Annotated in this window: 19 protein-coding genes; 2 read left to right on the forward strand and 17 right to left on the reverse strand. The window is 64.3% G+C overall.

Going from position 1 to position 16,548, the window contains the following annotated elements:
• Positions 1–5: 5 nt before the first annotated feature.
• From C100_RS40355 to C100_RS40430, 16 genes are all read right to left on the reverse strand, one after another.
• Entirely contained in the window at positions 6–1,838 is a 1,833-nt protein-coding gene (locus C100_RS40355; protein ID WP_019054281.1) for a conjugal transfer protein TraN, read from the reverse strand.
• Between the two features lie 29 nt (positions 1,839–1,867).
• On the reverse strand, positions 1,868–2,614 hold the full coding sequence (gene trbC / locus C100_RS40360) for a type-F conjugative transfer system pilin assembly protein TrbC (protein WP_019054282.1): 747 nt from the start codon (positions 2,612–2,614) through the stop codon (positions 1,868–1,870).
• A gap of 8 nt (positions 2,615–2,622) precedes the next feature.
• A complete protein-coding gene (traU, locus tag C100_RS40365) occupies positions 2,623–3,642 on the reverse strand; it encodes a conjugal transfer pilus assembly protein TraU (protein ID WP_019054283.1) in 1,020 nt (339 codons plus the stop codon).
• On the reverse strand, positions 3,642–3,911 hold the full coding sequence (locus tag C100_RS40370) for a hypothetical protein (protein ID WP_019054284.1): 270 nt from the start codon (positions 3,909–3,911) through the stop codon (positions 3,642–3,644). The genes traU and C100_RS40370 overlap by 1 nt, the downstream gene beginning before the upstream one ends.
• Positions 3,911–4,567, reverse strand: a complete 657-nt coding sequence (traW, locus tag C100_RS40375; RefSeq protein ID WP_019054285.1) for a type-F conjugative transfer system protein TraW — start codon at positions 4,565–4,567, stop codon at positions 3,911–3,913. Before traW ends, C100_RS40370 begins: the two co-directional genes overlap by 1 nt.
• Positions 4,564–5,109 (reverse strand): S26 family signal peptidase, encoded by a 546-nt coding sequence (locus C100_RS40380; RefSeq protein ID WP_019054286.1) that lies wholly within the window; start codon positions 5,107–5,109, stop codon positions 4,564–4,566. Before C100_RS40380 ends, traW begins: the two co-directional genes overlap by 4 nt.
• Complete coding sequence (locus C100_RS40385; RefSeq protein WP_026149937.1) at positions 5,090–5,770, reverse strand: type-F conjugative transfer system protein TrbI; 681 nt, start codon at positions 5,768–5,770, stop codon at positions 5,090–5,092. Before C100_RS40385 ends, C100_RS40380 begins: the two co-directional genes overlap by 20 nt.
• Positions 5,763–6,119, reverse strand: coding sequence for a hypothetical protein (locus C100_RS40390; RefSeq protein WP_019054288.1), 357 nt, complete (start codon positions 6,117–6,119; stop codon positions 5,763–5,765). The genes C100_RS40385 and C100_RS40390 overlap by 8 nt, the downstream gene beginning before the upstream one ends.
• Before the next feature lie 3 nt (positions 6,120–6,122).
• Positions 6,123–8,708 carry a type IV secretion system protein TraC gene (traC, locus tag C100_RS40395; protein ID WP_019054289.1) on the reverse strand — a complete coding sequence of 862 codons (2,586 nt, stop codon included), beginning with the start codon at positions 8,706–8,708 and terminating at the stop codon, positions 6,123–6,125.
• Between the two features lies 1 nt (position 8,709).
• The gene (locus C100_RS40400; RefSeq protein ID WP_019054290.1) at positions 8,710–9,603 is read right to left on the reverse strand and encodes a TraV family lipoprotein; all 894 of its coding nucleotides are present in this window, start codon (positions 9,601–9,603) and stop codon (positions 8,710–8,712) included.
• Between the two features lie 113 nt (positions 9,604–9,716).
• Positions 9,717–10,592 (reverse strand): DsbC family protein, encoded by an 876-nt coding sequence (locus C100_RS40405; RefSeq protein ID WP_019054291.1) that lies wholly within the window; start codon positions 10,590–10,592, stop codon positions 9,717–9,719.
• Positions 10,579–11,904 (reverse strand): TraB/VirB10 family protein, encoded by a 1,326-nt coding sequence (locus tag C100_RS40410; RefSeq protein WP_019054292.1) that lies wholly within the window; start codon positions 11,902–11,904, stop codon positions 10,579–10,581. The genes C100_RS40405 and C100_RS40410 overlap by 14 nt, the downstream gene beginning before the upstream one ends.
• A gap of 4 nt (positions 11,905–11,908) precedes the next feature.
• Positions 11,909–12,745 (reverse strand): type-F conjugative transfer system secretin TraK, encoded by an 837-nt coding sequence (locus C100_RS40415; RefSeq protein ID WP_019054293.1) that lies wholly within the window; start codon positions 12,743–12,745, stop codon positions 11,909–11,911.
• Entirely contained in the window at positions 12,742–13,323 is a 582-nt protein-coding gene (locus C100_RS40420) for a type IV conjugative transfer system protein TraE (RefSeq protein ID WP_024020807.1), read from the reverse strand. The genes C100_RS40415 and C100_RS40420 overlap by 4 nt, the downstream gene beginning before the upstream one ends.
• 1 nt (position 13,324) lies before the next feature.
• A complete protein-coding gene (gene traL, locus C100_RS40425; RefSeq protein ID WP_017184781.1) occupies positions 13,325–13,615 on the reverse strand; it encodes a type IV conjugative transfer system protein TraL in 291 nt (96 codons plus the stop codon).
• 61 nt (positions 13,616–13,676) lie between these two features.
• Positions 13,677–13,997, reverse strand: coding sequence for a TrbC/VirB2 family protein (locus C100_RS40430; protein ID WP_024020808.1), 321 nt, complete (start codon positions 13,995–13,997; stop codon positions 13,677–13,679).
• A 356-nt stretch (positions 13,998–14,353) separates the two neighbouring features.
• Here C100_RS40430 and C100_RS40435 point away from each other — a divergent pair, with 356 nt between their 5' ends.
• Together C100_RS40435 and C100_RS40440 are read left to right on the forward strand one after the other, a co-directional pair.
• Complete coding sequence (locus C100_RS40435; RefSeq protein ID WP_019054296.1) at positions 14,354–14,803, forward strand: hypothetical protein; 450 nt, start codon at positions 14,354–14,356, stop codon at positions 14,801–14,803.
• 191 nt (positions 14,804–14,994) lie between these two features.
• On the forward strand, positions 14,995–15,429 hold the full coding sequence (locus tag C100_RS40440; protein WP_157410293.1) for a helix-turn-helix domain-containing protein: 435 nt from the start codon (positions 14,995–14,997) through the stop codon (positions 15,427–15,429).
• 55 nt (positions 15,430–15,484) lie between these two features.
• On the opposite strand, the gene C100_RS40445 is transcribed toward C100_RS40440, so the two are convergent.
• The gene (locus C100_RS40445) at positions 15,485–16,444 is read right to left on the reverse strand and encodes a lytic transglycosylase domain-containing protein (RefSeq protein WP_019054298.1); all 960 of its coding nucleotides are present in this window, start codon (positions 16,442–16,444) and stop codon (positions 15,485–15,487) included.
• Positions 16,445–16,548 lie beyond the last annotated feature (104 nt).

The raw sequence follows: 16,548 nt of genomic DNA on the forward strand, positions 1-16,548 counted from the left end.
CCATCTCACTTGCCGTGAAGGTCGTAGTAATTCTGAATTTTCTGCTGGATTTCGGTCATGGTCTGGACTTCATCAGGCAGCTTGGCCGCATCCATGAAGTCCGCGTAGACCTCGGTGAAATCCATCACCGACAGGTCGAGACGGGAAAACTCATCGATCGTGAAGCCGAGGCATTGCTCCTTCTTGGCGGAGCCCCATGACTTGCCCAGTTGAGGGCGGCCCTGCTCCTGAAGAACCCGGCTGAGCTTGCTTTCGAAACAGCAATAGGCCGTTCGCCTCGTGCTGCAGATGCCGAGGAAGCTCGACGAGCAATAGGTGCCGAGATTGTGGCAGAGGCCCATGCGGTCCTTGATGTCGAGCTTCATCTCGTCCTGTGAGCAGGCGAACAAGGTCAGGAAGGGCGTCGCCAGCGCGGCGATCGCGGCCGGTCCTCCCGCCAGCGCCGCGGCACCGGCACCGACGGTGAGAAGACCCGACGTCTTGCCCGCGCAGCAGTTGATCAGACCGAAGACCGGCTTGTGGCAGGTCTCGCGGCTGCCCTTGAAGACCGTGAAATTGGTCTCATCGAACTCCTTGCCGGCCTGGTCGATCGAATGGAGAGCAACCAGCGCATCCTTGAACTCGGTGGACGCCTCTCGAACGATCGGTTCACAGTCACCGTTGATGCAGTAGACGTCGTCGCCACAGATATATTGGGGCGCATCGCTCGGGCCGCCTGACGGCGTCGGGCATTTGTAGACCCGGTTCTCGACCTTGCAGGGACCCCCGTCGGGTTCCTCGTCCAGGCATTCGGTCCGAAGGTACGTGCAGCTGCCGTTTGCCTCGAGGTCGCCGCAGTCGTTGGCCGATGAAATGCGATGACACTGATAGGTGCGCTCCCATGCCCAGCAGGGCTGGGTGACGGGAACGCCATTGACGATCCTGGTCACCGGATCGCTGGAAGTGCAGACCTCGGTCTCGAGCGTGCAGTTCGCGTCGGCAGCATTCGCGGCACACAGACCTTCGTTGCGCGTCACCACCGGCACCGCCGGCTCGTCCTGCTTGGTCAGCCAATAATTGCCGGTCGAGAGCACATAGCCTGGATGGTATTCGCCCGGCGTGATCCCCTGGGCCTCCGCCGTACATTTGACCTCGACGGCGGTATGGCCAAGGCTCTTGCAGTTGGGCGCCGCAGTGTACCCATAGGCGCTCATATTGTCGCAATAGTCGATGACCCGGCTTTCCCAGCAAACGCCCGATGCAATCTCGTCGTCGAACGCGGCGCGCGCGGGATAAGGGCCACCATCGGTCGGCAGGAAGCTCAACCGGCCCGTATAATAGGTGTAGACTGTCCGCGGCTCGGCACGAACATCGAGGGTGACGTTGCAGGTTCGCGCCTCCGTCGTGACCTTGCTGCCGGCGTTGCAGCTCGCCTCGTAATATCCCGCGCTGCCGGTCGCGGGCGGCAAGGGCACGCAGGTGCCTTTGGTTCCTCCCATCGACTCGCCGGCGAGATAGGTCGATGGGTCATTCTCCACCGAAGTCGCGCGGGCCGTCGTCGAGAGGATCTCGGAATTGCTGAAGGTCGCTCGGGTGCGATCGGCGTCGGTGGTGATGCGATATTGCTCGTTCGACGACTTGGCCGACTGGGCCGCCGCTTCCAGCCTCTCCGGATCGTCGAAATAGGAGCCCTCCGGCAGGTTCGTGCCCGAATAGCCCGGCACGGCGGCCGCCTGTGCATCGTTCGAAGGCACCAGCGTGGAGTCGTTCCGCTTCTCGGTGCCGAGCGCCTTGCCTTGCTGCCGTGCCTCATCGAGTGTCATCTGCCCCAATGCCGGCGATCCCATCGCCAGCGCCATGAACAGCACAGAAGAGGCAAGAGCGCGCCTCACGGGGCAGTCTTGCGCATGTTGGAAAGGCCGACAGCCGCGATCCGCGCACCGGGACCATTGCCGTCGGCGAACTGCTCGAGCGCATATTCGACCGAGACGTTGCCGACGAGCCGGTCATAAGGCGGCACCTTCGTCTGGCAGGAAAATCCGGCGCACAGGTCGAAATCGGACGAGACCGCGACATAGGTCGGCACGGCCTGTACGTCGAACGCGCGGAAGAGGCGCGGATCGATGCCGACATTGGCGAAATCGTCCTGCCGGTCGACGATCTTGCCGAGGCTCGTGGCGAACTCCTTCATCGAATTGTTCGGGAATCCGCGGAAGACAACCACGCCGCCGGCCTTGGCGGTATCGGCGATCAGCTTCTTCAAAGACTGGGGCGGCATCGAGAGGCTGGCAAAGACGATGAGCTGGGGCGCCTCGCCCTTGCCCGCTGTCGCGTTCGAGGCAGCGCCGGCGACGATCTCATCGAAGTCGACGGGCCCGGCCGGACCCTTGGGCAGTTCGCTCTTCGCGACCCGCTGCATGTTCGCCATTCCGCCGTCGCGAGACTGCGCCGCATCCTCGCGGAAGGCATCGCCCCGGTCCTTCACCTGGTTGACGAAGGCCTCGGCATCGGCCTGGAGATCGGCCGAGCGCTGCTTGATCGCCTGAATGTCGATCCCGTCGACGTTCTGCGCCAACAGCGCCGACATGCCGGCTATGGTGAGAATGGCGGCCGGAACCCAGAGATAGGTGCGCATCGTTCCTCCTAAAGGACGCAGCAGTTGCGCTTGCGCCAGACAAGGTAGCCCATGTCCTCGCCGCCGGCGGGATAGGCGCGGCCTGCGTCAGGCGGCATGGTGGATGCCCCGATCGCGGAGCAGGCGAAGCGGCCACTCACCGTCGGGATCGGGTTGACCATCTGGAAGCGGTACTGCTGCTTCCGCATGATCGGCATCAGGTACTTCTTGCAGAGCCCGGCCGAGCCCATCGTGCCCCAGGCCAGCGCCTCGCGGTGCATCTTGTAGGCGAAGCGCGACAGCGCGAGCCGCGAGGACTGCACATGACCGATCGAAGACGGGACGTTGCCGTTCAGCGGATACATGCTGCCCTGGCAGCCCGCGCACCAGAACAGCGGGTCGAGTGGGAGATGGACGGTGCCGGCGATGCAGTCGCCGGCGCAGGCGACCTGCGCGATCGGATTGGCGAAGACGATCGCCTCCGGGTTGATCAGCGCCGTCAGCGAGTCGTCCTGCCAGAGCGGATCGATCTCGGTCATATAGGCGATGTCGAAGCTCGCCTGCTCGAAGCAGACGAAGTCGGTGAGTATCTCCATCCAGTAGAGCAGCGGGTAGACATACCAGTGGACGTGCCACTTCGCGGTACTCTGGGATCGGCCGCCGACCATGGAGGGGCCCGTCAAATAGCCCTGTCCGATGTCGAAACCCGGCGCGATGCGCATGCCGCCCAGGTTCGGGAAACACCAGGGCTTCATCGTGACGTCGGCGAGGCGCGCGGGCTCCCAGAAGCCGACCGCAATCCCGATCCGCGGAATGGGACTGCCGCACAGGCAGATGGGCGACGCCGGATTGGAGGTATCGGGCCGGCTGCTCGGCCAGATCTTGAGGCCGCCCACCGACAGCGGAAACAGGCAGGACCAGCACACATCGGTGATCGGATTAACGAATTTCCCGTGACAGGTCGGTCCGGCCGCCTCGGCGCTCGGCGCGAGGACGAAGGCCGCGATCATCATCACGAAGAGCCGCACAGCGGATCGAACGGCGCGCATCACTGATCCTCCCCGGCAGCGTCGAGAAAAGCGGAGTCGGCGCGGTGCTTGCGCGCGAGGTAGAGCGCGGTGGTCAACACCGCCGCGATGAGCAGCGCGGCGATCGCGCAGGGCGCCGCCCGGCCGATCAGGCGCAGCAAGGGCTGCAGGGCAAGGACGCTGACGCCCAACAGGAGGCAGAGAAGCTGCCAGATCCGTCGCAGCCGCCGAAGATCGGCCGTCTCAGGCGCCGCCATCGGCGTGCGGAGCATGTCGAGCCACAGCGGCATCAGCTGGGGCCTCCCGTCCTGAGGACGACCTCTGTGACCTTCATCACCTTGCCAGCTTGGGCAACGACCGCAGGCGTGTGCTCGATGCCGAAGCGCGAGGTGAGCTTGCCTTCCTGGTCGAAGTAGAAGCGCCGTTTCTTCGCGGTCATCTGCTCGATCGGCGAGCCATTCACAAAGATGATCTTGGCCTTGATGTCGGAATAGCGGGCCGTGGCCCAGGAAAGCTGGTCGGCGTCGTCGCCGTCGATGAAGACCAGGTCCTGCCGGATCGTGACGAGATCGAGCGGGTTGATCCGCTGGCCCTTGGCGGCGATCAGATTGCCCTTCTGGTCGCGAATGTCGCGTTCCATCGTGATCGAGGGATCGAAGTCCCAGCTTCGGGCGGTGCGCGCGGGCGTGATGCCCGACACGGGATCGGGCCGCCGGACCTTGGCCTCGACGCGCTTGGCAAACATCTCGTTCGTGCGCGCGAGCTCGCCGCTCGCCTCCGCGCGCTTCAGGCGGTTCTCGATCGTCGAGAGCAGATCAGGCTCGATCACCGGGAAGGTCTGCGCCGCCTGGCCGTAATCCTTCGCTTCCGATCGCATCGGGCCTATGACGACGAGCGCTCCGACCGTCGCGGCGACGGCGAGGCCGCCTGTAACGAGCATCCTCATAGGATGGGCTCCCCGGTTCCGATGACCTGGCGCGCGCAGACGAAGCCGATCTCGGCATAGCGGCTGTCAAAGCCATCCTTGTGCGGCGTCGCCGCGAAATAGCATCCCGGTGGCACGACCCCGGTCGCGCCCGGGGTCAGCGGCTCGCCGAACCGCGTGAGCGGCTTCATCCGCGCAACCGTGCGGCCGTTCACGGCGACCTCGCTACCGGCATGGCTGATAGTGTCGCCCGGCATGCCGTAGACGATCTTGCCGAACATCCGGGGCTTCGCGCCGAAATGGCGGCGCAGAAGCGCGCTCTGCGGCGGGTCGAAGAACAGATAGTCGCCGCGCGCCGGCAGCTTGTGGCGCTGAATCAGGAAGGCCCAGTTCGGCAGCGAGTCCGTCGTATTGATCAGCAGGAGATGGTCGCTGCGCCACTCGGCGATCGCGCTCAGGACGATGCTGCCCGCGACGAAAAGGCCGAAGAGCTGCCACAGCCGCATCCGCGGCCGCCAGGCTGGAGCCGGCGCGGCAGCGGGTTTACTGGCCGCCGCTGCCATCGGGACCTCCGAAGGTGGACACCTGCGCCGCCGGCGGGGCATATTGCGGCGCAGCCTGCTGTTGCATGGGCCCGGTTTGCATGCCCTGCGCCGCCAGCATCGGATCGATCGGCACAGAAGCCCCCGGCAACTGCCCGGCGATCTGTGCCTGGGGAACGACTTGCGGCTGAGCGGCCGCCATTGCCTGCTGTTCGAGCTGCTGGAGCTCCTCGGCCGACGCCTGACGAGGCCGTGGCACGCCCGAAGCATAGACCGCATTCTTCAGGCTGTCGGTGATGTCCGGCACGTTCTTCGTCAGCACGGCCTCCCCGACGAGGACGATCTGGCCGCCGGCGCTGCGCCTTTGCAGTTCCTTGTCGAGCGACGCCATGAAGGTGCGCATCTCGGCTTCGACCTGCGCCGGTGGCGATGCCGAGCGCGCCAGGGCCTGCACATATTCGCCGACAATCGATGACAGACGGGCCGAGACGATATGATCCTGCTTCGGCGTGACGAGCGTCTTCGTCACCCACATGCCCCAGATGGCTGCAGCCAGGAGGATCAGTCCGCCAAGGATTTGCATCCGGCTATAGCCGGCGAAGTAAGTCCGTCGTGGCGCCCTTGCCGGCTCGAGAGGGGCCGCCGGCGGCGCGGGAAGATCGAGTTCGGGTTGCTCAGCCATGGCGGGGATCTCCCTGCGTCCGGGCCGGGGGCATGATCCTGCCGCGCCGCAGGACGATGAGCCCTGCAGAGAGGATGACATGGGCCACGGCGAAGACTGTCTTGAAGGACGCGACGCGGGGCGGCGTCGCGATGACGTAGCGGGTGGTCAGGTTGTTGAGCTGGTTCATCAGCCCGTCGAGCGAGAAGCCGCCGAGCGCGAGAAAGAACAGAGCGAAGAGACCCCAGGTCATCAGCAGGGTCGAGGCCAGGAATCCCGCAAAATGTAGTCCAAAGTAAAGCAGGGCGCGCGTGTCGACCCAGGGATGGCTGCGCGTCCTGACCTTAGTCTGTGGGCTCTTGGTGGCCATTGCTCACTCCGCCGCCTGCGCGAGCTCGGCATCGCCGTGCGAGGCCCATTTCTCGGGATTGTCGGGGAAGGCGATCCGCTCGATCGCCTCGTCCATGCTGAGGCCCTGCGCGACCAGATCCTCGATCGCGGCGTAGACGGCGGGACTGGACGAATAGACCGTGGCCGAGAAGGGATCGAGCACCAGACGCCCGACGGCCAGCGTCTCGGGGCCCTTGATCAGGATATCCGAATATTCGCGGCCGTTGATCTTGAGCGAGCGCAGCAGCGCGTCGGTGTAATCGTCCATCTCGAAGCGGTCGTGCTTCTTGAAATCCGCGATCGTCTCCGGCTTTTGCTGGAGGATCACGAACCAATCGGAATTCTCGAGCGCGGCAACGGAGCCGGCCGATTTGTAATAGTCGTTGAGCGACTGGGTCGCCGTCACCAGCGAGGCGCCATATTTGCGGCAGGTGCGCGCATAGGTTTCGATGAAGTCGGCCATCGCGCCGCCGCGCAGCATCTGCCACGCTTCGTCGAGCAGCAGCGCCTTGGGGATCGAACGATCGATCTTGCGCATCATCTGCTGCGACATGAACATGATCGCGGTTAGGACCACGCTCCTCAGTTCCTCGCGCGACGACAGGTCCGAAAGCTCGAAGACGGTGAGCTGCGCCGACAGTTCGAACGACACCTCGCCCTGGAAGAAGCGGCCATAGGTGCCTCCGCTTGAGAACGGCCGCATGGCGATGCCGAGGTCGCTCGCCTGGTGGTTGCCGGTCGCATCGAGCGCGGCGATCACATCGTCGATCGAACCGGCCCTTCCCTTCTCTTCCCAGACCGCATTGACCGCGCCGTCGATCAGGCCCCGCTCGGTGTCGTTCAGCCGGTCGATGTGACGTGCCATCTGGTTCACGATGGCCTTCAGCATCGCCATGCAGTCGAGCAGATAGTCCTCGTCTTGCCTTGCCAGCTCCTCGTCGATCATGCTGAAGGGGTTGAGACAGAAGCCCGACGACATGGTGAACTCGACGAAGGCGCCGCCCTGCAGCTTGGCCGAGTGCTCGAACGAGCGGCCATCGTCGATCACGACGACACGCGCGCCGGCGCCGCACAGCGACGCGCACAGTTCCTGGAGCGTCACCGACTTGCCCGACCCGGACTTGCCGACGACGGCGACATTATGGTTGCCCGCCTTGTTCTCGAAGGGACTCCAGAAATAGGGCTGGCCGCGCCGCCCGATCAGCATCAGATGCGGAACCTGGCTCCCCAGAAACTCACCCTGGATCGGCGCGAGATTGGCGGCCGTCGTGGTCAGCAACGTGCGCATCCTTTTCATGCGCTCGAGGTCGCGCGAAAGCCCATTCGCCATCGTCATGGGCATCGCGCAGAGCAGCCCCATGATCTGCAGATATCGATCGTCGAGAAGGTCCCAGCCCGCAGCCCCGTAGACCGACTTCAGCACCCGCTCGTTGGCATCGCCCCTGCCCTTGGGCGAGAAGGAAGTGACGCTGAAGAATACGCGGACGAGCTTGCGGCCCTGGCGGATTTCGTCATTCACATAGCGCCATTCCTGGCTCTGGTCCTTGAGCTGCGGGAGGAAACGCGAGGACTTGGAATCGGCGAGGCTCGTCGTTCGCATGAACTTGAAGCTCGCCTTGTTGCTCGCGGCCATCGGGTCGGGAAATTCGACGCAGAGGTTGGTCGCGATCGGACAGGGCATCCGCAGCTTATCGGTGAACATGTCGCCGATCAGGCGCGCGACGTCCCAAGGCGCCCAGCGCGCCGGCAGGTTGCGGACCGAAAAGGAGCGGACGTCGAAAACGTCGGGCAGGATCTCGCCGATCTCCGGTGCTTCGTCGATCGTCTTGCCGGTGGGGCGGAAGCGCTCGGTCCGCAGCAGCATGCGGTCGGGCTCGACATGCAGCTCGACGTCGCGGCGGATGGCCTGGTCGGCGATGGGATCAAGCGGATTGTAGCTGACGACATCCTCGCCGGCCGCGGTCGTGGGCGAGGTGATGTCGTCGATCCAGGCGATCAGCGCCGGCGGGTCCATCTTACGGGCCGAGACGTTGATCGACGCCAGCGCCGAGATGAGGCCGTCCATGACCGCCACGATCTCCTCGGTCGTGACGCTCGAGGTTTCGGGCGTCGAATAGGAGATCGCGACCCGGTGGTTGCGCAACGAAAAGGGCGCATCGGCCGACAACGATTTCCAGACCCCGTCGGTCAGGAAATCGACCCGGTGCTTGGCCATCCGCTCGTAGACGCCGCGTGCCGAATAGCGCGGCAGATACCATTTCGAGAGACGCTCGCCGATCCGCGGGCTCATCCATTGGTGGAACTGCAGGCAGCCGGGCGCGGGGATCGCTTCCGACAGGAATTGCGTGAGGATCTCACCCGTCCGCTCATCAGCACCAACGAGCGGCGCCGCCTCGATCACGAAACCCCGAGAGGCGCTGTTGTAAAAGATCCCGGTTTTGGGATCATAGCTTCGATAGGGCAGCCAGTGCGCGAGCATCGGGACACCGAGTTCCGGCCGTTCGGCGTCAGGCCGCTTGGCGTCGCCAAGTATCCCGGCAAGCAGGCTTTCGAAGACGCCCCCCGCCATCTCACTTATCCTCCTGGACGGCAGCGGGGAAGTTCGCGGCCTTCACGGTCGGAGCGATCGCGGCGGGTGCGGCCTGCACTCCCGACTGCGCGGCGGCGGCATCCCGCGCGCCCTTCGCGGCCCCGGTCGCGACCTCCTGGTAACGGGGATCGGCCTTGACGTGGGCAACGGCGGCGGCGCCGGTTCCGCTCGCCGGGACTGGCGCTGGGGTCGGAGATGCCTTCGCCTGGGGACTGCCGCCCGTCGATGCTCCGGAGGGGGGTTGGAGCACCGGCGAGGCGGCAGCCGACGGTGTGTGGCTCAAAGCCGCCGCCGTTCCCGGGCGGGATGCCGCTTGCGCCTTGGGAGCGAGACGCGCGCGGACATCCGCCTTGATCGCACTGACCGGATCTGGGACCGCATCGGGCTTGCGCGCCCGCGCGGCTGCCACCGCCGCCGGACCCGGGGCGTCGGGATCGGAAAGCGCAAAACTGTCCAGCGGCGGGTCGACGCGGTCGACCGCGTCAGCCAGCGATTCCGTCAAGCCCTGTGCGGCGGCAGATCGCCGCGGCGGCACGGCCACCTCCGTCAGCGCCTGCTGCTGCCATTCGCCGCGCGCGACCACCGCATGGACCGCACTCGCTTCATGAAGCCGCCCGCGCTCGTCGATATAGGGCTGGAAGACGATCCTCAGGACCTTCTCCTGGGTGCGTCCGGCGTCCGCCGATGCCAGGCGCGCCGGATGGCCGACCTGCGCCCGGTTGGTCCGGCCGCGCATCGGCTGCCGTATATTGCCGGTGGGCATGGCATCACCGTCCGAAGGGTCTGCCGAAATGAGTGCAAGCGCCCGATCGTCGATCGTCGAGCTCGGCGCGCAAATGCCGTCCGGCGCCGCGCAGGAGAAACTCCCGCGCACATTACCTCCGAAACTGGCGCAGCTGCTCAGCGCGAGAAGGCTGGTGAAGCCAAGCCCAGCGGTGAGACAAAGGCGCTGCCGCCTGTGCCTGGACTGCATGGCAGGCCGCCGGCTCACGACTGCCCTCCCTTGAGCCAGTTCTCGAGGAAGGCCCGCGGCCGGAACCCCTCGATGACCGCGCCGTCGCCGCGAACGATGACGGGCGTGCCACTCAGACCATGGCGGTGGGCGAAGGCCTCGTTGGCGTCGAGACCCGACGTGTCGCAGGACGGACCCGCCTTCAGATCCTCGCCAGCATAGGCCGCATGGAGCGCGGCCTCGCGGTTCTTCGCGCAGTAGACGCGATCGGCGACGTCGCGGCTTCCGAGCACCGAGATCGGCCGCTCGACGACCCGGACGTTCATGTCCTTGAGCACGCTCGTGAGCGCCCGGCAGTAGCCGCAGCGAAAGTCCGTGAAGATCGTGACGGTCTGGCCCGAAGGGTTGCCCCAAACGATCGCACCCTCGCGCGGCAGTTCAGCCAGCGAAAGCTTCTGCGGCACCTCTGGCCGCGCAAGCTTCTCGGTGCGGCCCGGTGTCGCCGCCGCAAGCTGGGCGGACTCGTCGTCCCCGCCGGCATTTGCGGTGGCATTCGCCTTGGCGGCTGCCCCAACCAGCATGTCGGGGTTCATTTCGAGCAGCCGGGCGGCGGTGATGTCCTGCCGGGTCTGCATGTCATAGACACGCCCGATGACGAGGAAGCGCGCCCCGGTGTCCACGTAGAACAGATTGGCCCCTGCGGTGACTTCGCACAGGCCACTGATCTTCCCGCAATCGATCGCGGTGACCGGCGTCTTGGGCAACCGCGTCTTCAGCAGCAGCCGGACCCGATCTTCCGGGCTGTTGGTGTCGGCCGCAAGCGCGATACCGGCAACGCTGAGCCCAAGAAGCGTGGTGAGGACCAGGCGCGATGGACGCGCCAGCGTGCGTATGCGGTCAATTGCGGACATAGACACCCTCCAGGAAAACGATTTCGACGTCGATGCCGGTCGGCATCTCGATCACCGGCTGGTACTGCTCGGCGCGCTCGATCAGATATTTGGAGACCATGTCGCCGGTCTGGGCGACGCCTTCGCCAAAACCGCCTTCCAGGATGTCGCCGGTCGAGAGCTTCTGGCGCTGGCCGTTGGTGGTGATATTGGTGCCCTGGAAGACGGAGTTGGCGTTGGCGGAGAAGCCGCGACCGAACCCGCCGGCCAGACCTGCCAGGAAGGCCTGCGTCACGAGCGATCCTTCGCGCGAGACCACTCGGCCGCGCACGCCCGTCTTGCCGCCGAAGGCGATGAAGCCCTTGACCTCGGACACGGCATAGCGGCCCCCGGGTTGCGGGCACGTCATCTTCTGGAGCTTGACGTAGACCTTCTCGCTCGAGAGATCGCCACGGGCTGCGCCGTTGATGAGGCACCCCTCGATCTTCGTCGTGAGCAGGCGGCCATTCTGGTAGACCGAGCGCGCCGGGCCCGTGACGCGCAGCACCACTGGCAAGGGATCGCTCTGGCTATTGACCCCGGCGCTGGCATCGACGCCGACGATGACCTTCGCGCGCGCGAAGCTGTTGGGCGGCAGATAGTTGACGCTGTCGGCGGAGACAGTGTTGCCCTTGGCGACCCGCGAAGCGTTTCCGCTGTCGGCCGTGGTGAAATTGACGAGCTTCACCTCGGCGGGCGAGGCAACCGGAGCGGCCCCCTGTGCGCTGCCCTGTCCGTCGGGACGCTGATAGGCCTGCGGTCCATTGGGGCCGTACATCGCTGAGGGCCCTGGCGTCGGCGCCTGCGCCGCGCGCCGGTCCGCAACTTGCCGACGCAGCTGTTCGTTCTCGGCCTGATAGGCTGACAGCACGCGCTGACCATCGGCCTGCATCGCCTGGTTCTGGCCTTTCAGGGCCTCGACCTGCGCCGTCAGCATCTCGAGCCGGTGGTTCTGACCGTCGATCGACTTGAGCTGGTTCTCGGTGGACTGGAAGCGATTCTCGGAAAGCGCCATCCACTCCTGCTGGGAGAGATTGCGGTTGACGAGATCCTTGGTCGAGACGTTGACCTCGCTGACGCTATCATCGGCGAGCTTGGACTTGTTGTCGTCACCGCCGAAAATCCAGAAAGAGGAGATGACGAGACCCACGCCCGCAGCGCCGGCCAGGAGCAGGCGTTGACGGCGGCGAACCGCGTCATTGCCGCCAAGGTCTCCGGCGACCGGGGAGACGCCCTCTTCGGAGCCATCATCGAGCGGGCGGCGCTTGCGGTTCAGGATGTCGGAAAGAGCCATGTCCTCACCTTCCCGTGAGAGTGTTTTGGCCAGCCAGCGGGCTGGGGCCATTCTGCGAGACGAGATAGGCCGTGGTGACCGTGCCCGGCGCCAGCTTGCTGTCGGCGATCGACACGGCGAGCGCGCTCGATGGAGCGATCATGCTCTCGGTGAGCTCGACGCTCTGGTCGCCCTTGTTCTCGATCCGGAGAACCCTGCCGGTCAGCTCTGACCCCCGATACTCGGCGATCATCTGGACCTTGAGAGTCCCGACATAGACCGGGCGAAGAGTGCGCTGGCGCATCTCATATCCGTCCGCGACGGCGTTGGAGTACATCGCCTGGACAAGTTCGACCGCCGCATCCTGCGGACCAAGCTGGTTCGTGGGACCGTTCTCCGCGGCCCGCTCGTTTGCGATCGCCGGGTTCGACACGAACACCTGGGCGGCCTGGTCGCCGCTGATGCGGCAGACGAACTTGTAGACATAGCCGCGCTTGCTTGTCGCGAAGAAGGAGAGCGCGGGACGCCCGAAGCCATCGGGTACCGAGAGATAGATGTCGCCGCGCACCGGCTCGTTGACGACCGAGAAGTCGTCCTGCGGATTGCCGGTCGAGATCTTCGACACGCTCGCGAATTCGTCCTCGACGAGGCTGATGCGGGTGAGATCCTTGGCCGACGCGGTGCAATCGACCTGGGCGCTGTCGCTCGCCATGATCGTCTGATCGGCGAAGGCCGGCTCGGCGATCAGGAAGATCGCCAGCGCGACGAGACCGGCGCCGATGAAGCGGCTCGCATGGCAATAGACGCGCGTGAGGAAGGCAGTGCCGAGGGCGGCACTCCCGATGGCATAGACCGGCATCATTGGTCGCTCCCCTGTTGGTCTTTGGCGGCGCCGGTCTTCACCATTCCAAACCCGACCAGCTTCAGCGACAGGCCGGAATATTCCCAGTCGTAGCGGAAGGTGCGGTTCTCGTTGGAGATGACCTTGTCCCCGACGATCGTGTGAAGCTCGCCGGTCACCTCCGAACGGAGGTTCTTGGTGTCGATCTCCATCTTCTGGATCGTGAAAAACTGCGAAATCGACGAGCCCCGCTGCTCACTGACGATCTTGAGCAGATCGGCCTTGATCTTGCCCTGCGTTCGCGGGCTCGCAATATCGAGTACCGCATTCATCCAATATTCGAGATTCTGCGGGCTGCGGTCGAGCGTCAGCACGACCGTGTCGCGTGTGATCATCTCGAGATATTCGTGGCTGACGCCAGCGGAGCTGATTGTCAGCGAAGATCGCAGCACCGGCTGCAGCACGACCTCCCGATCGCGTGACAGGCTGACTGTGAACAGCAGCAGGGTGAGCACGCCAAGCGCGGCCGCAGCGACGGCCAGGATGTTACGCTGGCGCAGGATACGCTGGCTGTTCGTATGGCTGTAGGAAAGTTCCATATCACCCCGCCATCAGTCGAAGATATGAGGGTGGCGTGGCTCTGAGACCGGTGAAACCGGCCGGCAGATGCCAATAGGCCAGGTGAAGCAGCCAAGATGTCGCCCGGCCCGCCTTAGCTTTTCTGAGACCCCACCAGCCCGCACCCGAAAGAAGCATGCCGATGAGGATGTGCTGAGACAGGATCCCCCAGACGAACGGAATAACCATCGCCAGGAACTCATCGAGGGTCCACAGCCCGATCAGCTCGGGATCATCGAGATGAGTTGGAATGACGTACTTGTCTGCGGCCATTGCACCACCCCCTCCTTGCGCCCCGGCGGAGCTGCTACTCCGCGCGGGGCCTAGGATCGGTTCAGATCGTTGCGGTCACGGTGGAGGTGACGATCGGAATGCCGGTACCGGCGCCCACACCGACACCGACCGGAATGGCGATCTGGCCCATCGAGAACCGGCCCGATGCGAGCGCCACGATGCCGCCGGCCAGGCTGAGCACGGTGATGATCTTGCCGCCGGACCCTTCGAGGAAGTCGGTGAACTTGGTCAGCGCGGTGTTGAACGTCGTGTCGGCACCGGCGAATGCGGGGCCTGCGAAGAAGAGGAATGCGAACAGAAGCACGGCGAGGGCGAGGATCGCCAGCTCCGCGTGTCCGCTCTTTTTGAGGACAGACTGCATGTGGATTTCCTTCGGTTGGAGACGCGACGGAACCGCGCCCAAGCAAAGGGTGACCAATCGGCTCGCGGCTGTGCAACCGAACGTCGATCCGACCGTTTGCGAATCGTAAAATTTTGTATGCTTAGCTGACGAGCGATCGCCTTAGCGGGACACCGCGCCCCGGTTTCAGGCCATACTGCCCCAGATTTGGGACGCCTCGCCCGCGCTCTAGGGCACACTGCCTCAGAATTGCGAAAGCGACGTAACGGCGATAGATTCGCAGGGCGGACTCGTAAAATGTTAACCATTATCGTTTCATTAACCCTCCGCAGCGCCCGACGATCAACGGGCCCTTTCGATACGAGGCTAATCAAGACGTGGGCACGATCGGCGCTGACATTCCAGGCTGCACGCTCGACATTTCCGAGCATCTTTTTCGCCTGACCACGGAAAGTCTCCGGCTCAGATCCAACGAGACAAAGTCCTACCAAACCCTTGAGCGCCTCCTGGAGGCTCGGATCGGAAGCCTTTCGCGAATCCGAGATCGCGACATGACCACCCTGAAAGAGCATCTGGTCGCAATTCCAACCCAAGGCGAGATCCGCATCGAACTTCAAATTTCACAGACCAGCGCTGACTGCCTGGATGACGTTAAAGACCTTCTCAGCAGGGAACTCGACGCCGATCTCACCGTCGGCGATGCCCTCTCCGTGTTGCTCTTCGACTATGTCGTCGAACAGAAAGCGGCGCGGGTGCTGGCAAAAATGGACCTGGAACGGGTGATACCGGCCAGAATTGCCATTCCGCCGAGCAGCCCGCGTCACTAGGCGAGATGTGACCGGCTCTCAGTGATTTGAATGCCGCTCATTTTGGCCCCAAGCAGGCTTGCAAATGAAGAATCTGTCATGTTCTCTTCATCCACCGGAAAGGTGTGGTGGGGATCTGCATGTCGGAAACCTCGGAATCGCTGTCTGTCGGTTCGTTTGAGCCAGACTATATTCGTCTGATCCGCGACCTGATGGCCGCGAACGATACACGGCATCGTTCCCTGGCCGAGAAAACCGGCATCAGCAAATCAAGGCTGGGCCGCATTCTTCATCAGACCCCGCAGAAGCGCCTCTCCATGACAGTCGATGAACTGGAGGCGATCCTGCTGGCGCTGGGAACGAATATCCTCAAGGCGTTCATGCGCACCGAAGCGTTACGCGACCTCGATCCCTCGGATAAGGCGCGTTACGACAGCGTCATCAATCTCGTTGGCGATATCGTCAAAGACCTAGGCAAGGAATTGGTGCAGACACTCGAGACCATGAACGGCCTCGATGGCACCGAAGCGCGGCCCGAATGGGCAGCCATCCTCCGCAACGGATGGATCGAGGATATCGCCAAGGCGGTCGCGTTCGTCATGGGCCGCCGCACCGTAATCACCCAGCGCGATGAGCTCTGGCGCTGAGCCATCTCGCGCAAGCGGCCTGAATGCCGGCCGCGCGCGTCAACCCCTCGTCTCCTTAGAAAGTGGAAACTGCCGCGGTCCGGCCGAATGCGCGTTGATCGGCGCTCGCTGGCGCTCCCCGGACCCGTGGAACGACCGTCACCGGCCGGTTGATGCCGCTCAGACGAGACCAGTTCAGCAGCACATTATCCACATAGGCCTGCGTTTCGGTGATCCGAGGCACCAGTCCATTCCGAACCCGTCCCGGACCAGCATTGTAGGCGGCGAGCGCGAGATGGTAGTGGCCGAAGCGGTCGAGCTGCTGACGCAGATATTTTGCGCCACCGCGCAGATTCTCTTCCACGCTGTAACGGTTGACGCCAAGCGCGACCGCCGTACCCGGCATCAGCTGCGTCAGTCCAAAGGCACTTTTGGGAGAGAAGGCATCAGGCCGATAGCGGCTTTCCCGGATGATCATCGCGTCGAACAGTCCCACGGGAATGCCGTATTGGCAGGCGATATTGCTCATCATGCCGTAGTAGTTCGCCCGCCGGATCTCGGCATCGGAGGCGAGAAAGCCTGTGGGTCTGTAGCCGGGCGCGTAGCAGCCCGGCACGTAGCTGGAGGCGGCCGAGGCGAACACCGGTCCTCCGCGCATCCAGATCGGCACTGGGATCGAGGACATTGGATAAGGTGGCATCTCTGCTGGATGCACGGCCGGCTGCGCAACTCCGACATGCGCGAACGGGTCCTCGTCCTGCAACGGCGGATGAGCGGTATTCTCGCCAGCGAAACTGTTGGCCATCTCGAATTCGACCCAACGGCGGCTGAGGTCATGCACCTTGAAATCAGCCGGCGGGGCGCCGCCGACGGCTTGATCGTCTGGCGGAGCCGGTGGGCCGGGATCTGGCTTTGCTGTCGCCCCCATCGCAATGAGCTGCACGCTCCGCGCGGTCTGTGCAGTTCTCGGCGCGGCCTGCGTTTGTGCGGAGCAGACGAGGTTCGCCGCAACCAAGCCCAGGAGAAACACACGCATAAAGACCTCCCTTTTTGCGAACTGAGGAAAGGGAAGATCAGCAGATGCCAGCTTGTCAATCCACCGTTGGGCGCTTCAGACAGGCTTCCCTGTTCGCGGGGGGC

Origin of the sequence: Sphingobium sp. C100 (assembly GCF_000508185.1) — a bacterium.
In the GTDB taxonomy this organism is placed as follows: Bacteria; Pseudomonadota; Alphaproteobacteria; order Sphingomonadales; family Sphingomonadaceae; genus Sphingobium.